Here is a 21,885-nt window from a genome sequence, read left to right on the forward strand (position 1 = left end):
ATTCACATTGTTTCTATGTCTTTATTATATAAGGAGTGTTATTATAAATCCAATGCATATTTCTATCGTTTTCCATAGTTTAGGTCTATAATTTAAAAAATAAATTAAAGAAGGGAACTACATAATTATGAACCTGAAGCACCTACAATATTTTCGTGTACTTGCAGAGATGGAGCATTTTACCCAAGCAGCTTTACGACTATGTATTACTCAACCCAGTTTAAGCCATGCGATTTCAGAATTAGAAAAGGATCTGGGGGTTCATTTGTTTGAAAAGCAGGGGAGGAATATTCGGCTGAACAAATACGGACGATTTTTCCTGAAATATGTGGAGCATGCGATGGATGAATTGGAGAAGGGAGAGCACAACTTGCGGGAATTGGTTAGTCCAAGCCATGGGAATGTGGATCTGGCGTTCATTTACACGTTAGGCTCTCACTTCATTCCAGCGATCATTCAGGCCTTCTCGGCCTCGGATGCCCGTAAAGACATATCCTTTTCTTTTCACCAAGGGAACACGAACGATATTATCCAGGGCTTGAAGCAGGAGCATTATGATGTGGCGTTCTGTTCGCACATGGAAAATGAACCGGACGTTGAATTCATTCCGCTGGCTCAGCAGGAGCTTGTTGTTATTGTTTCACCAGATCATCCGCTGGCTTCGCTGGACCAAATCGATCTCAAGGATACGGCGGCTTATCCTTTTATCTTTTTTAACAAGAAAAGCGGTATCCGTCCCATTATTGAAAATTTGTTCGCCAAAGTAGGTGTTACTCCAGAGATCATTTGCGAGATTGAAGAGGACACGGCGATGGCAGGGCTGGTATCTGTGAATTACGGAATTGCAGTCATGCCTCGAATTTCATCGTTGGATTATTTTAACGTCAAAACATTGCCCATTGTTAATCCCGAATACGAGCGTTTTATCTATCTGGCGAGCATCAAAAACAGGTATTTATCCCCGGCTGTAGTGGACTTTCGGAACTTTGCGCTAAGCTACGGTGAGGAATTTTATCTGAAAACGCATCAGCGTGTCTAAATGTGTGTCTCGCAATATTTAAACTTGATAAATTTTAAAATGTGTTCTATACTTCATCATCGACACAGATGATGTGAAATGATTCACATTATTGGCACCACAAGACTTACTCACAAAAGCAGGTGAATTCACGATGAAACGTTCTTCTTTTCCAGTGGCGTCCGGCCTTTATGTAAACTATCTTCTGTTTGGTATGTTTAACATTATGCTGGCGTCACACATGTCCTTTTTAACCGAGCATTTGCATACAGATCAGGCGGGAATCAGTCTTCTGGTATCCGCAATGGGATTTGGCAGGCTGTTTACGCTGTACATATCCGGGGTGCTTTCCGACCGTTATGGTCGCAAGCCGTTTATTATAGCCGCAGGGCTACTAATGGCCGTTTTTTTGGTTGGTATACCGCTAAGCCCCAGCTTTGAAATTGCGATGGTGCTGGCAGTGCTGGCAGGTGTAGCGAATTCTTTTCTCGATTCAGGCACCTATCCAGCTCTGATCGAAGCTTTTCCTCAATCTTCCGGTTCGGCTACTGTATTGGTGAGAGGTTTTATATCCATCGGAGCGGCGTTTTTACCGTTAATGATTATCTTTTTTATGAATCACGATATTTTTTACGGATTCTCATTCTTTTTACCGGCACTCATATTTGCTCTGAATGCGATTTACCTGTTCAAAATGAAATTTCCAGACATGCGGGTTCAGGCGCCCAAGGAGCCAGTTCACGATACTAGCGTGTCTGACGTGGAACAAACGGTGGATCTAAAATCAAATGACCGGAGCAAGCCGCGCTTCTGGCAGGAAGGACTGTGCCTTATTGTTCTCGGCTTTACCGGGCCTACCTTGCTGTACATCGTTCAGTTGTGGCTGCCTACTTTTGGACAGCAGTTTATCGGTATGACTGAATCAGAGTCCCTGAGGTTATTAGTCTATTACAATGTCGGTTCTCTCGTATCCGTGTTCGTATTGGTGATTGTGTTAAGAAAGTGGATCAAACCTGTTCACATTATTCTCATTTATCCATGCATTTCTTTGTTGGCTTTTGGAGCATTGCTCCTTTTCAAATCACAGGCTGCGGCCATTATTAGCTCATGTGTCATCGGGTTTTCCATTTCGGGTGTGCTTCAGCTGACATTGACCGTGATGAGTGAATTTTTCAGTCAACGTAAAGGACAGATTACGGGATTTATTTACACGGCAACTTCTCTGTCATACACGGTCATTCCTGTGTTTACGGGGTTCCTTTTGAAACATTCCCAAATATCCAGTGTGTTCATGCTGGCTATTATTGTGAATGTGTTGGGTATAGTGCTGGCGGTATTTGTTAATTTCCGATACAGTACAGTTTTTCCAGTGAACCGCAAATTGCCCTCCAAAATCGCGCTGGAAACGGAATAGTAGGACAGGCTAAACCTAATCATCAGCTGGCTTATTCAGAATGCGTTATACTATGAAATATTGTAAATGCTCGATTTAAAACTATGATTTGGGAGTGAGTTAGATATGGAAAAAATCGTAAAGGTGAAAGATGTTTTGATCGGTGAAGGCGCGCCTAAAATCTGTGTTCCGATGGTGGGAGAAACGTTGGAGCAACTGAAGGAAGAAGCTGCCTATTTGCGTACACTCGACTTGGATATCGTGGAGTGGAGAGTCGATTTTTTCGAGCATGTAGAGGATTTGGAGAAGGTTAAGGCTGCCTTGATTGAAATCCGGTCCATCTTGGCGAATATTCCGCTCGTCTTTACGTTCCGCAGCGCCCGGGAAGGTGGGGAAAAGGAAATCAGTACAGCGAGTTATGTGGAGTTGAACCGCACGGCAGCCGAAACGGGACAGGTAGATATCATTGATGTGGAGCTTTTTAATGACGAAGCCGATGTGAAGGCGCTGGTGGAAGCTGCGCATAAGCATAACGTATCCGTGATTATATCCAACCACGATTTCCAGAAGACACCGTCGAAGGAGGAAATCGTATCTCGGTTGCGTAAGGCGCAGGAGCTGGGAGGCGATCTGCCTAAAATAGCAGTTATGCCAACAAATACGGCCGATGTACTGACCTTGCTGGATGCCACGCGTATCATGGCAGAGGAATATGCAGACCGGCCTATTATTACGATGTCGATGGCGGGAAAAGGTGTCGTGAGCCGTCTGACCGGAGAGCTGTTTGGTTCGGCTTTAACCTTTGGTGCCGCTAAGAAAGCTTCCGCGCCGGGGCAGATACCTGTCACTGAACTGAGAGAGATATTAACAGTGCTGCACAGTCATTCATAAAAGACACATGGTATTAATGCTGACAACCCAAGTGCCAGCATCCAAAAAAGGAAGGTCCGCATGCAGTAAGCATGATGGAACCTTCCTTTTTGTAACTCTAATTCAATCCACGAGTAGGCTCATACAGTTCCCAACCGAGATTTAGAGTTTGAATAATGTAGTCTGCGACTTCTTCCGCATCCAGCTGATCTGTATCGATCTTGGAGTGATTTACCGCGTAAATGTCCTGTCTGGAACGGAAAAGAGCTTCGATTTCGTCCAAATTCTTGTTTTGCAGATTGGGACGGGTATCGATGAGCATCTTGAGTCGATCCTTCCAGGATTCCCAATTTAAATCTAAAAAGAAGACGATAGATGAAGCCAGGCAAGCCTGTTTAACCTCTTCTTGTAAAAAGGCACCGCCACCAACCGAGATGACTTTCAGGCGGGTATTGCTGCATAGTTTGAGAATATGCTCTTTTTCAATCTCACGGAATCTTTTTTCTCCATATGTTTTGAAAATTTCTGTTGTCGGCATGTTGTACTCTTGTTCAATCTCCTGATCAATATCCACAAAGTCCCGATACAGCTTGCGCGCGAGATGGGAACCGATCGTTGTTTTGCCTACACCCATAAAGCCAATGAGCACAATATTCTGTTCTCTTAATGGAATCTCTCTCTTGTTTTGCACCATAACCACTCTTTTCTCACCAGTAATGTTGAGATGTAACGCTTCAAAGCGCTAAATACATAAATACATTATACGTTCATCAAACGTGTCATTCAATAGCATAGATCACTTTAGGAGAAAGGTACAAGATAAAATGGTGTTCATCACCATATGGATGATATTGAACATGTAAGACGGACGGATTAGTTCATAAAGTAATTTCATGCGTAATTTCTCGAAAAATAAACTTGTACAAGCATAAAAAAGGCAATATTGTGTACTTAATTGAAAAAAAGGACATATTTTGCCGAAAAATATATTGAAATTACTGGAAGTTGGATTATAATAGAGTTATGCAAATTGTAAATGAAATCGCTGTATTTACAATTTGTGTTTAATTAAATTTATGTGATTTGATAACTTTGAACCAAATACCAAGTATACATATGTAAATAATAATATATATTTCACAGACGTGTATTGGTCAATGGGTTCATTGTACGAAGGTGGTGATACGGTCTACGCACTCTAGTCAACGAAGAATTGTGAGACAGGAATAAAAAAAATATCTTCGAGAGGGATGAATTGAAATGAACACAAGAACAGCCAAAGTATTGAAAAAGGGAATGAGTATCGCTTTATCAGGTATGCTGGTCGCTTTATTTGTTGGCAATTATTCTGCTCATGCAGCTCCAGAAGTGGTTAGTAAAACCATTCTTGTAAAAGCCGGAGAAGTATACGATGGTAAGGGGAAGACGGTAGCCGCTGATCCAAAAACCTTGGGTGACGGAAGCCAGGCTGAGGCCCAAAAGCCTATTTTCAAGCTTGAAAATGGTGCAACTTTGAAAAATGTGATCATTGCTGCCCCTGCTGCGGATGGTGTGCATGTGTATGGCAACGGAACCATTTCCAACGTAACGTGGGAGGATGTAGGTGAAGATGCATTGACGCTTAAAGAAAAAGGTACGGTAAACATTACGGGCGGTGGAGCGTTCCATGCATATGATAAAGTCTTCCAAATCAATGCCGAGGGCACGATTAACATTAAAAACTTTAGAGCCGATGATATCGGAAAACTGGTTCGCCAACTGGGCGGCTCTACCTTCAGAGTGAATATGACTTTGGATAAATCGGATATTTCCAATGTAAAGGATTCGATCCTGAGATCGGACGGTCCTAACAGCACAGCTAAAATTACGAACACTCGTTATCACAATGTGCCACAATTGTTCAAAGGCTTTAAATCCGGTAATACGAGTGAGTCTGGCAATACTAAATATTAATCGGAACAGGATAGGAGCGGGGATGGAAATCGAGAGATTTTGATTCTATCCTTGTATAGATTGAAAATAGGGGCTGTCCCACAGATCGTCTGGATCTGATGGGACAAGCCCTATTTAGCTTTTATTTGTTTTTTGTGCCGCCGGAGGATACCGTTGGATCGCTCAAAAGACAAGCCGGGCTTCGTTCAGAACGAGTACTGTGATATGATCTTGCTATTACATTTTATACAAAAAAGTTGGGAAGCTATGAATCTATTTCATCCATATGTGAATGTTGACGGTACTTTGAATGATACGCAGGTGTGGAGTCGGGAAGTTTTATATACAGGTACAAATGGTCGGCATGTTGAACGTTTTTACGTGTCACCTTCTGAGAGTTATGTGTTCAAGCCATTAACCAATGATGAGCAAGCAGGCCGGGAGAGATGGGTGTATGAGCATGTACTTCCTTCACTACCGTCGGTTTATCCCCGATTGCTTGCCTGCTCTGATTCAGAGGAAGATGGCGGAGTAGAATGGATGATTTTTGAGGATCTTGGTCCGTTGCATCATCTACACGAAGAACAAACGATGTTGCGGGCTGTTGGACTTATAGCAGGGTGGCATGCTTTGCCGCCGGATCGTTTTACCGGAATTCCACTGCGAGGACCGAAGCCGCTCATTCAGGAATTGGTTTCTGAGTTGTACATGCGCAAGCTTGATGTATTGAAGCTTTGCAGCTCGTTAGGGTTTCCTAAACAGCAGGTTCAGCGTATGTATGCACAGCTGGATCAGTTCGCTTTTTCACCGCAGCTTGTGTTGTCTCATGGTGATCTTCATCCGGGCAACTATGCGCTGAGTGGGGAGCGGCTGATGGTGCTGGATTGGGAGCATGCCCATTTGAACACACGGCTCTGGGATGTGTATCATCTGATCGACATGTCCCACCCGTTGTTTCCCCGGCGTATAACGTTCGACTTGCGAATTCGCTTGCTGGACAGGTATTTGGAGCAGCTGGACCTGTTGGGAGCAGGACTGGAGCGAGGCGTATTTATGCAAGAATATGGCATGTTTGCTGTGGTATTTTCGCTGTGGATGCTGTTGTTAATTGAAAGTGATTTGCGAAGGATCGGAACGGAATTGCATATAAACAGTGATAAATGGTCAAAAGAGCAATTAGAAGCCCAACGGGGCGAGGCGTTAGCCTGTTTGAACCAATGCGCATTGATGATGGAATGGGGACAAGTCAGAAGGTGTGAATAAAGAGTTTGAGCTGCAGCGTGTGTACAGATCGTAAACAAAGGTGGGGACATATATGAAAAAAGTCGGTTTGGTCATGAGAAAAATACAGTTTGCCGAAGCGCAGGGCCCGCGTATTTTTGCGGAACGTCTGAAGCAGATCGGGCTGGAGCTGGGCGTGGATATCGTATTTGTGTCACCGGAGCGCCATGTTAGCAGCCATGACTGGCTTCCCGGTTATGAGCATGAAAAGGGTGATCTTGTTAATTATGACGTGGTGCTCGACCAGCTTCATGAGCAGCAGATTGAGGATGTTATTTATACGGTATCCGGCTTTACATATTTGAAAATGTTTTTTAAAAACAGCGTGCTTTTTCCGCACAGTTTTCCTGATCCGGCGCTTACAGGCTATGAGATGATGAAGCCTTTTTATCAGATCGTGGACAAGGCTATTGTGCAGACTGACTTTCTAAAGCAGGAGATGGCATCCAAATTTGGTGTAACCGATGTGACGGTCATCCCGATTGGATTTAATGAGCGGCTGGTGGAAAAGTATTTTGACCCTTCGCAGGTCGTGGAGAATCGGGTGATGTGGATCGGAAGGGATGAGGAGAATCGGCGTCCTGATCTGGTGCTGGAGTATGCACGGCATAATCCCGACAAGGAAGTTTACATGGTGTTTGGCGGAGAACGCTACAAGGAAAGCATGAAGAAGTACGATATCTCTGACAATGTAAAGCTCCAATTTGCGTTGACGCAGGATGAGGTATTTGCGCTGATGAATACGGCCAAAGTTTATTGGAGCTGCTCCAAATTCGACACGTTTGCGATGCCGTTGACCGAAGCGCTGGCTATGGGTAAAATCGTCGTGAAGCCTGAGCATCCTTGCTACGGACATATCAGCTCTACGCACTCTTTTTCGGGCAATGAGAAAAACTGGTTCGAACTGGTCAATATGGCTGCTGCCTCGCCTCGTCGGGTTTCCAAGGAAAATCAGGCGTATGCCATGGAAAAGTTTTCGAGCAGGGTGATGAAGCAGGGATATCGGGACTTTTTTGAGAATTGGTTAAGCTGAGCAGGTAACTAAATGAACTGCAATCAAACTGCAAGTTAAACTGCAAATAAACTACAACTTCCTATATTTCCATTGTATCTATCCCCTTTATTTGTATACCTAAAAGATTTGAAAAAAATTAATATCGAAAGTGCGATAAGGTTAGTTTTTATGGGTTTAAAAATCAAAAGAGATCCCTGTGTGACTTATCACAAGAATCTCTTCGATGTTTTGCAGTGCTGATATCAAATGGGTCCAAACTCAATATCTGTAGCCAAGGTTTCTCTAACGAGTTAATCCAATTTAGGATTGTATCCCCGCTACGGCTTCAGATTGAGCCGTTCTGCGGTCGATGACGTAGCTGACCAGCATGAGAAGCAGGCCACCGACAGTGATAAGAGACGCGACCCAAGGGATGGCGGCAAGTCCCATCTGGTTAATGACGACCCCGCCGATAAAAGCGCCTCCTGCGTTGCCCAGATTCAATGCGGAGTGGCTGGAGGTAGAGGCGAGCAAAGGGGCCTCATAGGCCAGATTCATGATGCGAACCTGAATGCCGGGCATAATGCCGAACGCGGCAATGCCCCAGATAAAGACGGTGATGACGGCCAGCACCGGGCTTTGAAGCGTGAACGTCAGGATGGCCAAAATAATAGCCAGTATGGCATAATTTGCGATCAGCGACGGGAGCAGCTTCCAATCTGCGAGCTTGCCGCCGACGATGTTGCCGATGGTTACGCCGAGGCCAAACAGGACGAGAATCCACGTAATGCTATGCTCGGCAAAGCCGCTAATGTCGGTCAGTAAAGGCGTGATGTACGTAAAGACGGTGAACAGGCTACCACAACCGACAGCACCTGTGAGCAGCATCAGCAGTACCTTCGGATTAAACAGGCTTCGGACTTCTTGTTTGAGACTGGAAGGCTTGTCCTGATGAGTGACCGGAATGTAACGGATGATGCCAAAGAGAGAAATCAGGCCGATCACGACGATGGCTCCAAAGGAAGCACGCCAGCCGAGCTGCTGTCCGATAAAGGTGCCAAAAGGCACGCCGATAATGTTGGCTACGGTCAGTCCAGTCAGCACCATGGAGATGGCACCAGCCCGCTTATCAGGACGGACCAGCCGCGCCGCGATCAGGGAACCCACTCCCAAAAAGGTTCCGTGCGATAACGCGGTAGCCATACGGGCTACAATCAGAAGCTCGTAGTTGGGAGCAATGACGGAAAAAAGATTGCCTAAAATGAATATAATCATCAGCAGGCATAACAGCTTTTTTTGCGGTATCTTGTGAGTCAATACGGTGAGCACAGGTGCGCCAATGGCTACACCAAGCGCGTAACTGGTGATTAGCTGTCCGGCTTGCGGGATGGTAACATGAAGATCCTGGGCTACATTAGGCAGAAGCCCCATGATGACGAATTCGGTCATGCCGATGGCAAAGGCACCGAGCGTCAACCATAGCAAGGAGGGGGGAAAGCGATGGGTTGTCAAATTTTCTTGAGTACTCATGAGTGTCTTGTATCCTCCTGAAAAATAGTAATGCGAGTATATCATTAGAAACGACATCTGGCGACCCATTTGCAAGAATTTTACATACTAAGCAGATAAGATTTATGTATTTTACAAAAGCGACAGGTATGAGCGGGTTAAATATGTTATTTTTATAGTATGGACCTATCCAAGGAGGATACAATGATGACGCTTAAAGTGGTACATAGTATTACAGATTTAATTGGAGATACGCCTTGTGTACGGCTCCAACGGTTAACCGGACCGCAGGATGCGGAAGTGTATGTGAAGCTGGAATACTTTAATCCCAGCGGCAGTGTTAAGGATCGGGCGGCGGGTAATTTGATTGACGAGGCGGAAAAGGCCGGACATTTAAAACCGGGTGGAACTATTATTGAGCCGACCAGTGGGAATACGGGGATTGGCTTAGCGATGAATGCGGCTGCCCGAGGCTACCGTGCGATTTTGGTGATGCCGTCGAATATGACGAGGGAACGAATCAATATTTTAAAAGCATACGGGGCTGAGGTTGTGCTGACACCAGCGGAGGAACGGATGTCAGGAGCGATTCGCAAGGCGCTGGAGCTGGGGGCTGAGATCGAAGGGAGCTTTATCCCGCATCAATTTGAAAACGAGGCCAACCCGGATATCCACCGTACGACGACTGCGCTTGAAATTTTGGAGCAGACGGAAGGCAAGCTGGACGTGTTCGTCGCTTCTTCGGGAACAGGCGGTACGATTACGGGAACGGGTGAGGTGCTGCGCCAGCATTTGCCGGATCTGCGGGTTGTCGTGGTAGAGCCGAAGGGTTCGCCAGTGCTTTCAGGGGGCAAGCCGGGTCCGCATAAGCTGGTTGGTACTAGCCCGGGATTCGTTCCTGCTGTACTGAATACGGATATTTATGACGAAATCGTACAGGTTTCGGATGAGGATGCGATTGCGATGACACGGGCCATTGCTGCTCAGGAAGGAATTCTCGTCGGACCTTCCAGCGGAGCTACAATATGGACGGCAATTCAGGAAGCTCGGCGCTTGGGACCGGGCAAACGGGTGCTTTGTATTGCCCCGGATACAGGAGAGCGTTATTTGAGCATGGGTATTTTCGGATAAAAAGAGTGAAGGAGGACCAACATGAAAATTATACCTTTACAGAAACGCAACATTTCGGATAGCCGTCTGGTGCTTGGCTGTATGCCTTTTGGCGGGGAATGGGATCGTACGCCGTATACACAGGAGCATGTGGTGGGAGCAGAACGAGCAGTAGAAGCTGCGCGTTCCATCGGCATTACGATGTTTGATCATGCAGATATCTATCGAGCAGGGAAAGCGGAAGAGATTTTCGGTCGAATTTTAAAGGGACAACCCGGCTTGCGCGAGCAGATCGTGATTCAGTCCAAGTGCGGTATATGTCTTCCGGAAGGTACGCTCCCGACCCGTTTTGATTTTTCATATGCTCATATTATGGAGTCTGTGGATGGTATTCTGAAGCGTTTGGGCACCGAATATTTGGACATCCTGCTGCTGCACCGTCCCGATCCGCTGGTAGAGCCAGAAGAAGTGGCGGAGGCGTTCAGCAAGCTCAAGGCATCCGGTAAAGTACGGCATTTTGGCGTCTCCAATATGAATGTAAGCCAAATTCAGTTTCTGGAGCGCAGCTTGGCGGAGCCGCTGATTGCTAATCAATTGGAGATGAGCCTGGCGCATCTGCACTTTATAGATCAGACGGTGCATGTGAATCAACAGGCCGGGACTAATGTCCATTTTGGCGAAGGCTTGATGGAATTCTGCCAAACGCAGGATATTCAGCTTCAAGCGTGGAGTCCGTTGGCACAGGGTCGTTTTAGCGGCAGTTCTTTGGACGGGCAGCCGGAGCGTATACGCCAAACAGCAGAGCTGGTACAGAAGCTGGCTGCTGAAAAGGAAACGACACGTGAAGCAATCGTCCTTGGCTGGATCATGAAGCACCCGGCACGCATTCAGCCTGTCATTGGCACCGCCAATCCAGCACGGATCAAGGCTTGTCAGGATGCTGAACGCCAGAGCGAGCTAATGACCCGCGACGAATGGTATACTTTATATGTCAGCGCGCGCGGCGAAAAGTTGCCTTAATATGTGTAAAGCCCATGCTTTGTCGATAGGACAGAGGATGGGCTTTTTTATGTAGCTAATCCTCTTCGTATCTGGCAAGTGCTCTGGCGGTTGTTTCCTTCATTCGGGAAATGAGCCGGGAGCCTTGGACGACCTTGACGCGTTTGCCGAGAAAGCGGATTTTGGACAGTACATATTCACATTCGTCTGCCTGAAAAGTGAGCGTAATACGATAGGTATCCACATCCTGAACATACTCCACCTCTTTCTCAAAGCAGGAAAAGGCATATAAAATACGGGATAATTCCCCGTTGTACATAGGCATAATTTCAATGATGCCCTGTTCTTTGCGTGACTCCAGAATACCGAGTATGCGTTGGGTGAATTTGTCGGTCTCTTCAGATGAAATTTTCTCTTTGGTGATGGTTGCGATGTTGGACAGCTTGGTGGACATCAGTGCACGGTGTCGGCGGTTGTACCAAAGCAGGCTCCATTCTTTTTTGACCATGGAAAATTCCAGCTTATACGGAAAGCCGGACATGCGTTCATGAACACGCCCGTTGCGCATTCTATAGCTCATACAAATACCTGAGCGGGACCGCAGGATGGGACGCAATATACGCAGGAGCGGATGATAAACCGGGGAGGCAGGAATGCGGGCCTTTTCCCTCAAGCTGCCATCGACCTCCAGCGACTTGTCATCTGCGAGCATCAGCCGAAGCTTATCGAGCGTAGACGGGGTAAAAGCTTCTGTCGCCGACGGATATGCCAGCATGGACTGGAGCCAGATTCTTTCCTGCGATGTGGTAGCAAAAGCGCCCGATTCATCCAGCCGCGAGACGATCTGGTAGTTAAATATTTTCTCGAATAGGCTCATAATAGGCTTGAAGCTCCTTCCATTCTTGCTTGAATTCCTGACGCAGCCGCTTGGGTTCCAACACCTCACAGCTTGATCCAAAGCTGCGCAGCCACGGTTTAATCTCGGTGATTCCGTTCACCGTAATTTCATAGATAAAGGATTCACTTTCTTCCTCCGTGATCGTTCCCCATTGCCCCTGTAACAGCACACGTTCCCGAATAAAGTTACGTTTGGCACCTTCAGGATTGAAAAAACGTACCCGCACCTTCACGGCACGCCCGGTATCCACAAGCCAGCTATACCGCGTTCTTTCTTCCAACACGGCCAGCAGGTCAGCAAAACGCTTCTCGGACACGGGTTCGCCCTCCGCCAACTGTGTCATGCCCTCCATGCGGAACTTCATGATCCCTTTGCCGTCCACCTGACCCAGCACATACCAACGTCCATATTGATGATCATAGATGACTTGCAAGGGAAGAATGGTGTGCTCACGGCCTTCGGTTTCTTTTTCAAACAGCGGATTCGTGTTCTGTGACCCATACATGCTTCGTTTGGCCGCCGAAAAGTACAAAAAAGTTATACAGCGACGTTGCCGAATGGCGTGAAGAAGCGGATGAATATGTGCCTCATCCAGAATGCGTGAGTAATAGTGGTATTTGTATAAAAAAGGTTCTGCGATCTCCTGCACCCCCGCTTGACGGCGCATAGCTTTTTTCAAATGATCCCGCAGCAGATATCCCTGTACAGAGGGGAGGTGCGTATTCGCCATTACGTCCACAAAGTCATACAGGTCCAGTAATTCCTCGTCCATCAGTCCAGTGACCAAATCGTTGCGGACAGCATAGCGATAAGGTCTTCCTCCGGATTCCTTGCGAACCACGCCGACTTCGACGAGATATTTCAGGTCCGAACGGATCGTTTTCTCATCCGGCAATGCATTGTCGGCAGGCAATCCCTGGCAGCAGGCATCCAGCAGCTCCATGGTGGTCAATGGTTGTGACTGTAGCGCTGTCAGCAGAAGGGCCAAGCGGACGCTTTCCGATTCCTTAAGCGATTTGGCCCGAAACAGGAATAACAGTAGCGGATCAGCGGATTCATAGTAGCTAAAGCGCAGCATTTCATTGAAGTCATGTCCTTGCTCCGCTGGTAACTGTTGCTGTACGGATTGAACGATTTCTTTGAGACGCCGGATTGTTTTGTCAAAGGTATGTACCGAAATGCCCAGTCTGTCTGCAAATTGCTGTCGATTATAAGCGCCGCTCGTCAGTGTCAGCATGCGCAGAAATTGAATTTCTTTATCAAAGCTCTCTCTCGCCATGGCGGATTCCCCGTTTCTGTTGCCGTTCTCCGAAAACAAGTATCCCTATATTCTAACAGGGAAGGGATGCAGGAAAAAGGGAATTTATTCATCCTTGTAATACTTTCGCCATGTTCGTGGCAAGCAAAATAAAGGATGATAATAAATACCAACTAGAATCCGCGACCCAAGCAGGGCGTAGAATGAATGAGGCATATTAGGAAATATCAAAGTATAAAAGCGGTAGTTAGGGAGGGAATAGCATGACAGATATAAAACATGGGCGGAGTTCAATCAAACCGGAAATGCGTGAAACGATATTGCATGAGCTGCGTGCTTTGGAGCAGGAGGAGCAGGTACGTATTGTATATGCCTGTGAATCAGGCAGTCGGGCGTGGGGATTTCCTTCACAGGACAGTGACTACGATGTGCGTTTTATTTATGTAAGGCCCGTGGAGTGGTATTTGTCCATTTTTGATAAACGGGATGTGATTGAGCGTCCGATCAGCGATTTGCTGGATATCAACGGCTGGGATTTGAAAAAAGCGCTTAATCTGTTTCGCAAGTCCAACCCGCCTTTGCTGGAATGGCTGCAATCCCCGATCCCCTATCTGGAGCCATATTCAGTGGCAGAGCAGATTCGCGCTATATCGCCATTAACCTTCTCGCCGAAGTCTTGTATGTATCACTATCTGAATATGGCGCGGGGCAACTATCGGGATTATTTGCAAGGAGAACAGGTGAAGATTAAAAAGTATTTTTACGTGCTGCGCCCGCTGCTGGCCTGTGGCTGGATCGAACGCTATAACAGTATGCCTCCGATGGAATTCGAAGACTTGCTGGAGGAATTCATTCCGGCAGATACAGAGCTTTATCAGGTGATAGGACATTTGCTGCAACGTAAAAAAGCCGGCGAGAAACTGGATATTGAGCCACAGCTTTCGGTGGTGAATGATTTTATCCAGCAGCAAATGGCTTATTTTGAACAGAAGGCGCCCTTGCTCCAGCATATGGAGGGAGGACGTGATCAGCAACTGGATGATTTGTTCCGCGCTGCGGTGAAGGAAGTATGGCAAGCCGAACTGTAAAGACTGGTTCGTTGACTATGAATTGGGAGAAATAGTGGTATGGGAATATGATCCGAGATTATAGTTTTATAAAGGAGGAACTGAAATGAGTACGTCACTGATTGATATTGGTGTAAATCTGATGCATCGTTCGTTTCATGAGGATCGGGAGCAGGTGGTGGAAAGAGCGGCAGCCGAAGGGATTACACCGCTGATTATTACCGGGACAAGTGTCCGTAGCAGCCGGGAGGCATCTCAGTATGCGGCACGTTATCCCGGCAAGCTGTATACGACGGCTGGTGTGCACCCCCATGATGCCAAAGACTGTACCCCGGGTACGATTCAACAACTCTGTGCGCTGGCGGGTCAGCCGCAGGTCGTAGCCATCGGGGAATGCGGGCTGGATTATAACCGTGATTTTTCTCCGCGTGATGTGCAGCGCCAATGGTTTGGGGAACAGATGAAGCTGGCTGGCGAGCTGAAAATGCCGTTATTTTTGCATGAGCGGGATGCGCATGAGGATTTTGCGGCTATGCTGCGGGAGCATAATGAGCTGATAGATAAGGCGGTGGTGCATTGCTTTACCGGAACCGCACAGGAGTTGCATATGTATGTAGACATGGAATTGTACATCGGTATTACAGGCTGGATCTGCGACGAACGGCGCGGCAAGCATTTGCGTGAACTGGTCAGGGATATTCCACTGGACCGTCTGATGATTGAAACGGATGCTCCATTTCTCACCCCGCGTAATTTACCTGTAAAGCCGAAGGAAGGGCGCAATGAGCCGATCTATCTCGCACATATTGCCGCTACGGTTGCAGAATGTACAGGTCGAAGCATCATGGAGATCGAAATCGCGACGACAGAGACAGCCAAACGTTTTTTCGGATTGTAGGATTGTCAAAGCAATAGATGTGGTGTACATTATAGTGAATTAAAAAGCATTGTCGGGAGCTTGAGAAAGTCAGGCTGAGAGGGTGGCCCTTGCCATCGACCGTGAAATCTGATCTGGGTAATGCCAGCGTAGAGAAACCTAGAACACTATACAGGAATGCCGCGTGTTTTGCGGTTGTCGATAGATTAGGTTCATATCTTATAATCAAGCTAGACGGCTGCGCTTAGGCTACTGGTTGTATGAGGTATATCGACGAATGATGTTGTGTATGGTGATCCACCTTTTACTGCGCATAAAGCTTGCCTGGAGATTCAGCTCCGGACAAGCTTTTTTTCATGGCCACGAGGCCCATTTTAAGGGAAAAGGGGAGTACATCATAATGAATACTGCTGTAAAAGCGTCTAAAGGATTGAAGCTGACGGATATTTTGGTCACGATTGTGATCGCCGTCGTGTTCGGGTTGGTCTATAAAATATGGGGGCCTGCGTATGATCTGGTGAAACCGCTTGGGCTGAACGCCGAGCAATTGGTGTATGGCATGTGGTTTATGGCGGGCACATTCGCATATCTTATTATCCGCAAGCCGGGAGTTGCGATTTTGGCAGAGGTGGCAGCGGCAACGCTCAGTGCTTTTTTGGGAAGTGAATGGGGGATGTCCACCTTGTACTACGGCTTGCTGCAAGGTTTGGGAGCAGAGCTGTTCTTTGCGGCTTTTTTGTACCGGAACGCCAACCTGTGGGTCACTTCGCTGGCTGCGGCTGGATCGGCTATAGCCTCCCTGATTTTGGACTTCAGTTACGGGTATATTGATCAGCTTTCGACCTGGAACTATGTTTTGTATGTCGGATTCCGCATGATTGGCAGTATTGTGATTGCCGGGGTGTTCGCGTTCTATCTGGCTAAGGCGCTGGAAGTCACAGGGGTGACACGTACCTTGAGACCTGCAACGGAACAGGATTACAAGGGGCTGGACTAATGAGTTGGGTAGCCGAAGATGTGGTGGCGTCGGTCACCCGTCTTCGTTTGAAATTTCCCGGTGAGCAGGAGCTGCTTTTTCACAACATGTCTGTATCCGTCCGCAAAGGGGAAAAGCTGCTGCTGCTCGGACCGAGTGGATGCGGTAAATCAACGCTGCTCCAGGTGCTGAGTGGTCTGATTCCGCGCACGATAGAAGTGCCGATGAAATGTGATGCTGCTGTCATTCCGGAGTGTACGGGTGTCGTATTTCAAGATCCGGATACGCAGTTTTGTATGTCGTATGCGGACGAGGAGCTAGCTTTTGTATTGGAAAATAATCAGGTTCCCCGTGAGCAAATGCCGTCTCGTATCCGCAAGCTGCTGACGCAGGTCGGTCTTTCGACGGATGAAATACATATGCCGATTGGCAGCATGTCTCAGGGCATGAAGCAGCGGCTCGCAATAGCGTCAGTGCTGGCGATGGAGCCGGAGGTGCTTTTTCTGGATGAGCCGACGGCTTTGCTGGATGAAGAAGGCACCGCACAGGTGTGGGATACGATTCGCCACATTTCAGCAGATCAGACGCTAGTGATTGTGGAGCATAAAATTAATGAAATTGTCCATGATGTGGACCGGATTGTGGTGCTTTCTGCTCAAGGGGAGATCATGGCAGACGGAACTGCGGAAGAGGTATTTCATGTGCATCGGCAGGCGTTGTCTGATTACGGTGTATGGTATCCGGGCGTATGGAATGAGGCATCTTCACCACGTTGGAGTGAACAAGAGGCACAGGGACACATCTTCTGTGAACCAAATGAGTTAAACGTTTCTCATCAGGTAGAAGAGGCGGCAGCGGGTACTCCTATACTGGAGCTGGAGCATTTTAGCGGCCTTCGGGGTTCGAACCCGGTCATTCATGTGGAGAAAGCACAGGTGAAGCCGGGGGACTGGATTGGTGTGGTCGGTGAAAATGGGGCTGGTAAAAGCTCGCTGCTGCTCTCCATGATGCGCTTAATCCGAACGCAGGGAAGTTACAGCGTGGACGGAATAGAGGTGGGTGGTACGGAACAGCTGGCAGAGCACATCGCGTTCGTGTTTCAAAATCCGGAGCTGCAATTCGTAGCGCATACCGTTCGGAAGGAACTGGAGTATTCGTTGCCGGAGAGCTTGTTTACGGATAAACAGCGCCGGGAGCGAGTGGAGCGAATGCTCATACGGTTTGGGTTGGAACAACTGGACGAACGTCATCCATATCAGCTTTCATTGGGGCAAAAAAGGCGGCTGAGCATTGCCACAGCTATGATCCGTGAGCCAGCCGTGCTGCTGCTGGATGAGCCGACCTTTGGGCAGGACGCACGCAATACCTTTGTCATGCTGGACATGCTGGAGCAGCTTAGAGCGGCGGGCACGGCGATTGTGATGGTCACGCATGACCCGGAAATTGTCCGTCGATATTGCACGGATATATGGCGGATACAGAAGGGGGAACTGCGGCATGAACCTGTCTTTTCCCCATCATGAAACATGGCTTCACCGGGTTAATCCGGGATTAAAGCTTGTTATGTTTTCCTTGTTGTTTGTGGTCGTCATTCTGATTCACAATCTGAATGTGATGTTCAATGTGGCGTGTGCTATGCTGCTGTTGCTCGTCTGGACTGGCCATCCGTGGAAGCGTCTGCTGCTATATGGTTCTCCTTTTATACTGGTGTTTATCTCAACCTCCACAGGCATGATGATGTTCGGCAAAGGGGTGACGACCTGGTGGACATGGGGCCTGATCCATATTACGCAGGAAAGCTTTTATCGGGGAATGCATCTTGGATTTCGTGCACTGAGTATGGCGGCGGCAGGATTATTATTTGGTTTGACGACACGCCCGGTGAACCTGTTTTATTCGCTGATGCAGCAATGGAGGCTTCCTCCGAAATATGCGTACAGCTTTTTGGCGGCCATGCGGATGATGCCGATGCTGCTGGAGGAATTCCAAACGTTGAGACATGCCCACCGCATTCGGGGTGTACATCAGCATGTGTCCAAATGGAATATGTATGCTACGCTTCGCAGATATGCGATTCCGCTGCTGGCTCAAAGCATCCGGCGCGCCCAGCGAATTGCTATTGCCATGGAGGCCAAGGGGTTTGCCAATGAAACCAAGCGCACGTACTATTATGCGATCCATTATTCGGCTGTAGATATTGTATTTATTTGCTATTTTGTGGTGATGCTTACGCTGGCTTGGGGGCTCGGTATCTGCTTTCCTTATGTGGGCGTGTGGGATGTGCGCTAATTTGCTGTCAAAAGGCTTTGCCCGATTTCTGCTCTGTGTTATATTAATGCAATGGGAATTGACGGCTCGTACAGACCTGACTGGGCTGGCGGGCCTATTACATTTTCCCTGAGAAATGGATCATCAGGAGGCCAGTTTCATGATTACGCTGCATCAGGTAAGCAAGCATTATACGACCTCAAGCGGCCCATTTCAAGCGGTTCAATCCGTGTCCCTTCAAGTGGAGGAAGGGGAAATTCACGGTATCATAGGTGCCAGCGGTGCCGGTAAGTCAACGTTGCTCCGGCTGATGAATGTATTGGAACAGCCGGATGAGGGAAATGTGGTTGTAAATGGAGACGAGCTGACCCGCATGCCGGAAAAACGTCTCCGTGAAGCGCGGCGATCCATCGGGATGATTTTTCAGCATTATCATCTCGTCCACAATCGGACGGTTAGTGGCAATGTGGCAATGCCGCTGGAGCTGGCAGGCGTACCGAAAAAAGAGAGAGCGGCACGTGTGCGCGAATGCCTGCAATTCGTCGGTTTAGCTGACAAAGCAGCGCAGTATCCAGCACAGTTGAGCGGAGGTCAAAAGCAACGGGTCGCGATTGCCAGAGCGCTGGCGAATCGACCTGCGGTGCTGCTTTGTGATGAGCCGACCTCAGCGCTTGATCCGCAGACAACGGCGGATATTCTAGGTGTGTTGCAGGAGATCAACCGTGAACTGGGGGTTACGATTGTGATCGTAACGCACGATATGGACGTGGTGCGGAGCATTTGTAGCCGCGTTTCGGAGATGCGGGATGGACATTTGCTTTCAACGCAGCTGGTGGCTAACCCAACGGTCAATTCAACAGCTACAGCAGGTGAAGCTCATGAATGAAACGCTGAGTATCATTGCGCAGTATCAGTCCGAGATATGGAAGGCCATCGGAGAGACGTTCATCATGGTGGGCTTTTCTATCGCAGCAGCCGTACTTTTGGGGCTTCCGGCAGGAACGATGTTGTATTTGTGCGGCAAGGGGCAAAAATATGAAAATCGGCTGGTGTTCACCATACTAAACAGTCTGGTCAATGTGATTCGCTCGTTCCCGTTCTTGCTGCTGGTCGTGTTTATGATTCCATTTACACGTCTCGTCGTGGGTACGGCACTGGGTACGATGGCGGCTACGGTTCCCATGTCAGTGGTAGCCATTGCCTACTATTCAAGGCTGGTGGAGCAGTCACTGCTGGATGTGCCAAAGGGTGTAATCGAAGCTGCTACTTCTATGGGAGCGTCTACCCTCCAGCTTATTTTTAAATTTTTGTACGTGGAAGCCCGTTCGGGGCTTGTACTTGGCTTGACCACGTCCACAATCAGCTTCATCTCCTACTCCACGGTGATGGGCATTGTGGGCGGCGGCGGCGTGGGCGATTTCGCCATCCGCTACGGTTACCAGCGTTTTGAAACCGGATTGATGGCGTTCACCATCGTTGTCATGATTATTTTCGTACAAACGATCCAGTTCACCGGAAGCACGATATCTCGTCGGATTGACAAGCGATAAGATAGGTTATAGCCTGCTATGTTAGAGCGGACGCTTTATTGAACATCTTATATGTTCAAGCGTAACAGCAGCCTATGGCAAGAAGGTAAACTGAGGATGTAATCCCTCAGTACCGATAGATCGTAGGCAATACACTTGCACCACCCACTATGGGAAATGAGAATGACTTTACAGTGGCCCATTCGCGAAGCGACTCCACTGTAACTCATTCTCTTTTCCCAATTACAAATTTACTTGGAGGTTTCTCACCTAATGAGTCGGAAAAACAACATAAAAACTAACCTGAAATTACTTACACTATTCGCTGTCGTCATGCTGCTGGTTGCCGGATGCGGCGGTCAAAAGCAGGCGGCACAAGAAACACAGCCTAAAGAAGCGACTTCTCAAAAAGAAGTGACTTTGAAAGTGGCGACGCTGATTCCACCGATGACGGATGTGCTGGATATCGTAAAACCATTGCTCAAACAGGACGGAGTCAATTTGGAAATCGTCGTGCTGTCGGACAATATCCAGCCGAATAACGCATTGGCAGCCCATGAAGTGGATGCTAACTTCTTTCAGCATGCTCCTTTTATGCAACAATACAATGAAAGCAACAAGTCCGATCTGGTAGCAGTCAAACCGATTTACAACGCCATCTATGGCGCGTATTCCAAAAAATACAAGAAAATTAAAGATCTGCCTGAAGGTGCGACCATTGCGATTGCCAACGACCCGGCAAATACCGGACGTTCTCTCGTGATGATGGAACAAAACGGTCTGATCAAGCTTAAAGAAGGCGTAGGCTATAATGCTACACAGAATGATATTATTGAAAACAAGAAAAAGTTTGTGTTCAAAGAAGTGGATCTCTTGATGCTGGCGCGGTCGCTGGATGATGTGGACATGGCTGCCATGTATCCCGCTTATGCCAAGCCACTGGGGCTGACACCGAAGAAGGACGCATTAATTACTGAAAAGGATGATACTCACTTTGCCATTAATCTGGTAGCGCGCAAGGATAATGCGGATTCGGATGCCATTCAAAAGCTGGCGAAGCGAATGACTGGTCCGGAGGTCCGCAAATTTTTCGAGGATAATTACAAGGACAGCGTCGTCCCAGCATTTTAAATAAATACGAGTGTTGAAACGTTGTTTTATGATTAGTTGTGGCCTGTATAAGGTAATGAAGTCTGTGATGAGCAGATGGAGTTCCTTGTGCAGGTCTTTTTTTCTATCCTTTATATGGATATTTTTTAGCGAAAACAGGGTATAAAGTCTTAGTTTTTAAGGTTTTAGGGTACATACACTGCTATAAATTTTAGTCATTAAGGGTGATGGAGTAATGCTTGCGAGCATATTAAAATAAATATACGAACAAACATTCGTTTCTGGTTTTGTTAACGGTTTTTTTGTAGGGGTCAAAAAATTCAGCTGACAACGGATCAAAAGCGGAAGCAAGAAAGAAGGGGAACGACATGAAGCTGGCTGTAACTGTAAAAAGTTTGGGAAAAAGAAAGCCGGAACTCGCAAAACAGGAAATGGAGCTGAATCCTGCCCCTGAAACTTTGCGAGAGCTGATTGCTGCTACCGTCGCCCTGAATGTCCGCAGACTGCGTGAAAAGCAGGGGAGTGACGCACTGATTCCATTCCTCACAGGGCAGGAGGTTCAGGCGCAGGGCGAGACAGGCAAGGTAGGATTCGGGTCCATCTATAATGATGGTGTTCCTGATGTGGAGGATGCGGTAAACACGGCGATGCAGGCTTTTGAAGACGGGTTGTACAGGGTTTTTGTACGTGATGAGGAAGCCGCTGTGCTGGATGCCCCTTTGTTGCTTGAGGATGGAGACGAGATTGTATTTATACGGTTCACAATGCTGGCCGGAAGCCTATGGTAGAGGGGGAA

Annotated in this window: 21 protein-coding genes; 17 read left to right on the forward strand and 4 right to left on the reverse strand. The window is 47.7% G+C overall.

The genetic code is table 11. The features are described 5' to 3' along the window. Positions 1-127 precede the first annotated feature (127 nt). From ABIA61_RS10180 to aroD, 3 genes are all read left to right on the forward strand, one after another. Positions 128-1,039, forward strand: coding sequence for a LysR family transcriptional regulator (locus tag ABIA61_RS10180; RefSeq protein ID WP_283654744.1), 912 nt, complete (start codon positions 128-130; stop codon positions 1,037-1,039). A 133-nt stretch (positions 1,040-1,172) separates the two neighbouring features. Next, positions 1,173-2,432, forward strand: coding sequence for an MFS transporter (locus ABIA61_RS10185; protein WP_404580678.1), 1,260 nt, complete (start codon positions 1,173-1,175; stop codon positions 2,430-2,432). A 105-nt stretch (positions 2,433-2,537) separates the two neighbouring features. Continuing rightward, positions 2,538-3,302 (forward strand): type I 3-dehydroquinate dehydratase, encoded by a 765-nt coding sequence (aroD, locus tag ABIA61_RS10190; protein WP_283654746.1) that lies wholly within the window; start codon positions 2,538-2,540, stop codon positions 3,300-3,302. Between the two features lie 97 nt (positions 3,303-3,399). Here aroD and ABIA61_RS10195 read toward each other — a convergent pair whose 3' ends face one another. Beyond that, on the reverse strand, positions 3,400-3,972 hold the full coding sequence (locus ABIA61_RS10195) for a shikimate kinase (protein WP_283656196.1): 573 nt from the start codon (positions 3,970-3,972) through the stop codon (positions 3,400-3,402). Between the two features lie 569 nt (positions 3,973-4,541). On the opposite strand from ABIA61_RS10195, the gene ABIA61_RS10200 reads away from it, so the two are divergent. The 3 genes from ABIA61_RS10200 (at position 4,542) to ABIA61_RS10210 (ending at position 7,527) form a co-directional block, all read left to right on the forward strand. Next, entirely contained in the window at positions 4,542-5,234 is a 693-nt protein-coding gene (locus ABIA61_RS10200; protein WP_283654747.1) for a pectate lyase, read from the forward strand. A 204-nt stretch (positions 5,235-5,438) separates the two neighbouring features. Next, the gene (locus tag ABIA61_RS10205; protein ID WP_404580843.1) at positions 5,439-6,476 is read left to right on the forward strand and encodes an aminoglycoside phosphotransferase family protein; all 1,038 of its coding nucleotides are present in this window, start codon (positions 5,439-5,441) and stop codon (positions 6,474-6,476) included. Positions 6,477-6,528: 52 nt separating this feature from the next. Next, entirely contained in the window at positions 6,529-7,527 is a 999-nt protein-coding gene (locus ABIA61_RS10210; protein WP_283654748.1) for a glycosyltransferase, read from the forward strand. A gap of 282 nt (positions 7,528-7,809) precedes the next feature. Here ABIA61_RS10210 and ABIA61_RS10215 read toward each other — a convergent pair whose 3' ends face one another. Continuing rightward, on the reverse strand, positions 7,810-9,018 hold the full coding sequence (locus ABIA61_RS10215; protein WP_404580679.1) for an MFS transporter: 1,209 nt from the start codon (positions 9,016-9,018) through the stop codon (positions 7,810-7,812). A gap of 186 nt (positions 9,019-9,204) precedes the next feature. On the opposite strand from ABIA61_RS10215, the gene cysK reads away from it, so the two are divergent. Both cysK and ABIA61_RS10225 read left to right on the forward strand, forming a co-directional pair. Next, the gene (gene cysK / locus ABIA61_RS10220) at positions 9,205-10,128 is read left to right on the forward strand and encodes a cysteine synthase A (RefSeq protein ID WP_283656198.1); all 924 of its coding nucleotides are present in this window, start codon (positions 9,205-9,207) and stop codon (positions 10,126-10,128) included. Between the two features lie 21 nt (positions 10,129-10,149). Beyond that, positions 10,150-11,127, forward strand: a complete 978-nt coding sequence (locus ABIA61_RS10225; protein WP_404521068.1) for an aldo/keto reductase — start codon at positions 10,150-10,152, stop codon at positions 11,125-11,127. 55 nt (positions 11,128-11,182) lie between these two features. Here the strand turns inward: ABIA61_RS10225 and ABIA61_RS10230 are convergent, their stop codons facing one another. Then, positions 11,183-11,983: a WYL domain-containing protein gene (locus ABIA61_RS10230; protein ID WP_283654750.1), complete on the reverse strand. Its 801-nt coding sequence runs from the start codon at positions 11,981-11,983 to the stop codon at positions 11,183-11,185. Then, entirely contained in the window at positions 11,958-13,283 is a 1,326-nt protein-coding gene (locus tag ABIA61_RS10235; RefSeq protein ID WP_404521070.1) for a helix-turn-helix transcriptional regulator, read from the reverse strand. Before ABIA61_RS10235 ends, ABIA61_RS10230 begins: the two co-directional genes overlap by 26 nt. 242 nt (positions 13,284-13,525) lie before the next feature. On the opposite strand from ABIA61_RS10235, the gene ABIA61_RS10240 reads away from it, so the two are divergent. From ABIA61_RS10240 to ABIA61_RS10280, 9 genes are all read left to right on the forward strand, one after another. Then, entirely contained in the window at positions 13,526-14,350 is an 825-nt protein-coding gene (locus ABIA61_RS10240) for a nucleotidyltransferase domain-containing protein (RefSeq protein ID WP_404580680.1), read from the forward strand. Positions 14,351-14,435: 85 nt separating this feature from the next. Continuing rightward, positions 14,436-15,227: a TatD family hydrolase gene (locus ABIA61_RS10245; protein WP_404580681.1), complete on the forward strand. Its 792-nt coding sequence runs from the start codon at positions 14,436-14,438 to the stop codon at positions 15,225-15,227. Between the two features lie 379 nt (positions 15,228-15,606). Further along, complete coding sequence (locus tag ABIA61_RS10250; RefSeq protein ID WP_283654753.1) at positions 15,607-16,203, forward strand: ECF transporter S component; 597 nt, start codon at positions 15,607-15,609, stop codon at positions 16,201-16,203. Continuing rightward, on the forward strand, positions 16,203-17,705 hold the full coding sequence (locus ABIA61_RS10255; RefSeq protein ID WP_404580114.1) for an ABC transporter ATP-binding protein: 1,503 nt from the start codon (positions 16,203-16,205) through the stop codon (positions 17,703-17,705). The genes ABIA61_RS10250 and ABIA61_RS10255 overlap by 1 nt, the downstream gene beginning before the upstream one ends. Then, positions 17,680-18,471, forward strand: a complete 792-nt coding sequence (locus tag ABIA61_RS10260; RefSeq protein ID WP_283654754.1) for an energy-coupling factor transporter transmembrane component T family protein — start codon at positions 17,680-17,682, stop codon at positions 18,469-18,471. Before ABIA61_RS10255 ends, ABIA61_RS10260 begins: the two co-directional genes overlap by 26 nt. 139 nt (positions 18,472-18,610) lie before the next feature. Further along, positions 18,611-19,336, forward strand: a complete 726-nt coding sequence (locus tag ABIA61_RS10265) for a methionine ABC transporter ATP-binding protein (RefSeq protein ID WP_283654755.1) — start codon at positions 18,611-18,613, stop codon at positions 19,334-19,336. Beyond that, complete coding sequence (locus ABIA61_RS10270) at positions 19,329-20,000, forward strand: methionine ABC transporter permease (protein ID WP_404580682.1); 672 nt, start codon at positions 19,329-19,331, stop codon at positions 19,998-20,000. Before ABIA61_RS10265 ends, ABIA61_RS10270 begins: the two co-directional genes overlap by 8 nt. A gap of 252 nt (positions 20,001-20,252) precedes the next feature. Then, complete coding sequence (locus ABIA61_RS10275) at positions 20,253-21,110, forward strand: MetQ/NlpA family ABC transporter substrate-binding protein (RefSeq protein WP_404521077.1); 858 nt, start codon at positions 20,253-20,255, stop codon at positions 21,108-21,110. 347 nt (positions 21,111-21,457) lie between these two features. After that, a complete protein-coding gene (locus tag ABIA61_RS10280; protein WP_283654758.1) occupies positions 21,458-21,877 on the forward strand; it encodes a hypothetical protein in 420 nt (139 codons plus the stop codon). Positions 21,878-21,885 lie beyond the last annotated feature (8 nt).

This window comes from Paenibacillus sp. RC21, assembly GCF_044907935.1.
Taxonomy (GTDB): Bacteria; Bacillota; Bacilli; order Paenibacillales; family Paenibacillaceae; genus Paenibacillus; species Paenibacillus terrae_A.

Coding starts and splice junctions, on each gene's coding strand:
- ABIA61_RS10235 (WP_404521070.1), bottom strand. CDS start 13,283: ATGGCGAGAGAGAGCTTTGATAAAGAAATTCAATTTCTGCGCATGCTG.
- ABIA61_RS10245 (WP_404580681.1), top strand. CDS start 14,436: ATGAGTACGTCACTGATTGATATTGGTGTAAATCTGATGCATCGTTCG.
- ABIA61_RS10230 (WP_283654750.1), bottom strand. CDS start 11,983: ATGAGCCTATTCGAGAAAATATTTAACTACCAGATCGTCTCGCGGCTG.
- ABIA61_RS10280 (WP_283654758.1), top strand. CDS start 21,458: ATGAAGCTGGCTGTAACTGTAAAAAGTTTGGGAAAAAGAAAGCCGGAA.
- ABIA61_RS10185 (WP_404580678.1), top strand. CDS start 1,173: ATGAAACGTTCTTCTTTTCCAGTGGCGTCCGGCCTTTATGTAAACTAT.
- ABIA61_RS10205 (WP_404580843.1), top strand. CDS start 5,439: ATGATCTTGCTATTACATTTTATACAAAAAAGTTGGGAAGCTATGAAT.
- ABIA61_RS10240 (WP_404580680.1), top strand. CDS start 13,526: ATGACAGATATAAAACATGGGCGGAGTTCAATCAAACCGGAAATGCGT.
- ABIA61_RS10215 (WP_404580679.1), bottom strand. CDS start 9,018: ATGAGTACTCAAGAAAATTTGACAACCCATCGCTTTCCCCCCTCCTTG.
- ABIA61_RS10270 (WP_404580682.1), top strand. CDS start 19,329: ATGAATGAAACGCTGAGTATCATTGCGCAGTATCAGTCCGAGATATGG.
- ABIA61_RS10225 (WP_404521068.1), top strand. CDS start 10,150: ATGAAAATTATACCTTTACAGAAACGCAACATTTCGGATAGCCGTCTG.
- ABIA61_RS10250 (WP_283654753.1), top strand. CDS start 15,607: ATGAATACTGCTGTAAAAGCGTCTAAAGGATTGAAGCTGACGGATATT.
- ABIA61_RS10265 (WP_283654755.1), top strand. CDS start 18,611: ATGATTACGCTGCATCAGGTAAGCAAGCATTATACGACCTCAAGCGGC.
- ABIA61_RS10180 (WP_283654744.1), top strand. CDS start 128: ATGAACCTGAAGCACCTACAATATTTTCGTGTACTTGCAGAGATGGAG.
- ABIA61_RS10275 (WP_404521077.1), top strand. CDS start 20,253: ATGAGTCGGAAAAACAACATAAAAACTAACCTGAAATTACTTACACTA.
- cysK (WP_283656198.1), top strand. CDS start 9,205: ATGACGCTTAAAGTGGTACATAGTATTACAGATTTAATTGGAGATACG.
- aroD (WP_283654746.1), top strand. CDS start 2,538: ATGGAAAAAATCGTAAAGGTGAAAGATGTTTTGATCGGTGAAGGCGCG.
- ABIA61_RS10255 (WP_404580114.1), top strand. CDS start 16,203: ATGAGTTGGGTAGCCGAAGATGTGGTGGCGTCGGTCACCCGTCTTCGT.
- ABIA61_RS10210 (WP_283654748.1), top strand. CDS start 6,529: ATGAAAAAAGTCGGTTTGGTCATGAGAAAAATACAGTTTGCCGAAGCG.
- ABIA61_RS10200 (WP_283654747.1), top strand. CDS start 4,542: ATGAACACAAGAACAGCCAAAGTATTGAAAAAGGGAATGAGTATCGCT.
- ABIA61_RS10260 (WP_283654754.1), top strand. CDS start 17,680: ATGAACCTGTCTTTTCCCCATCATGAAACATGGCTTCACCGGGTTAAT.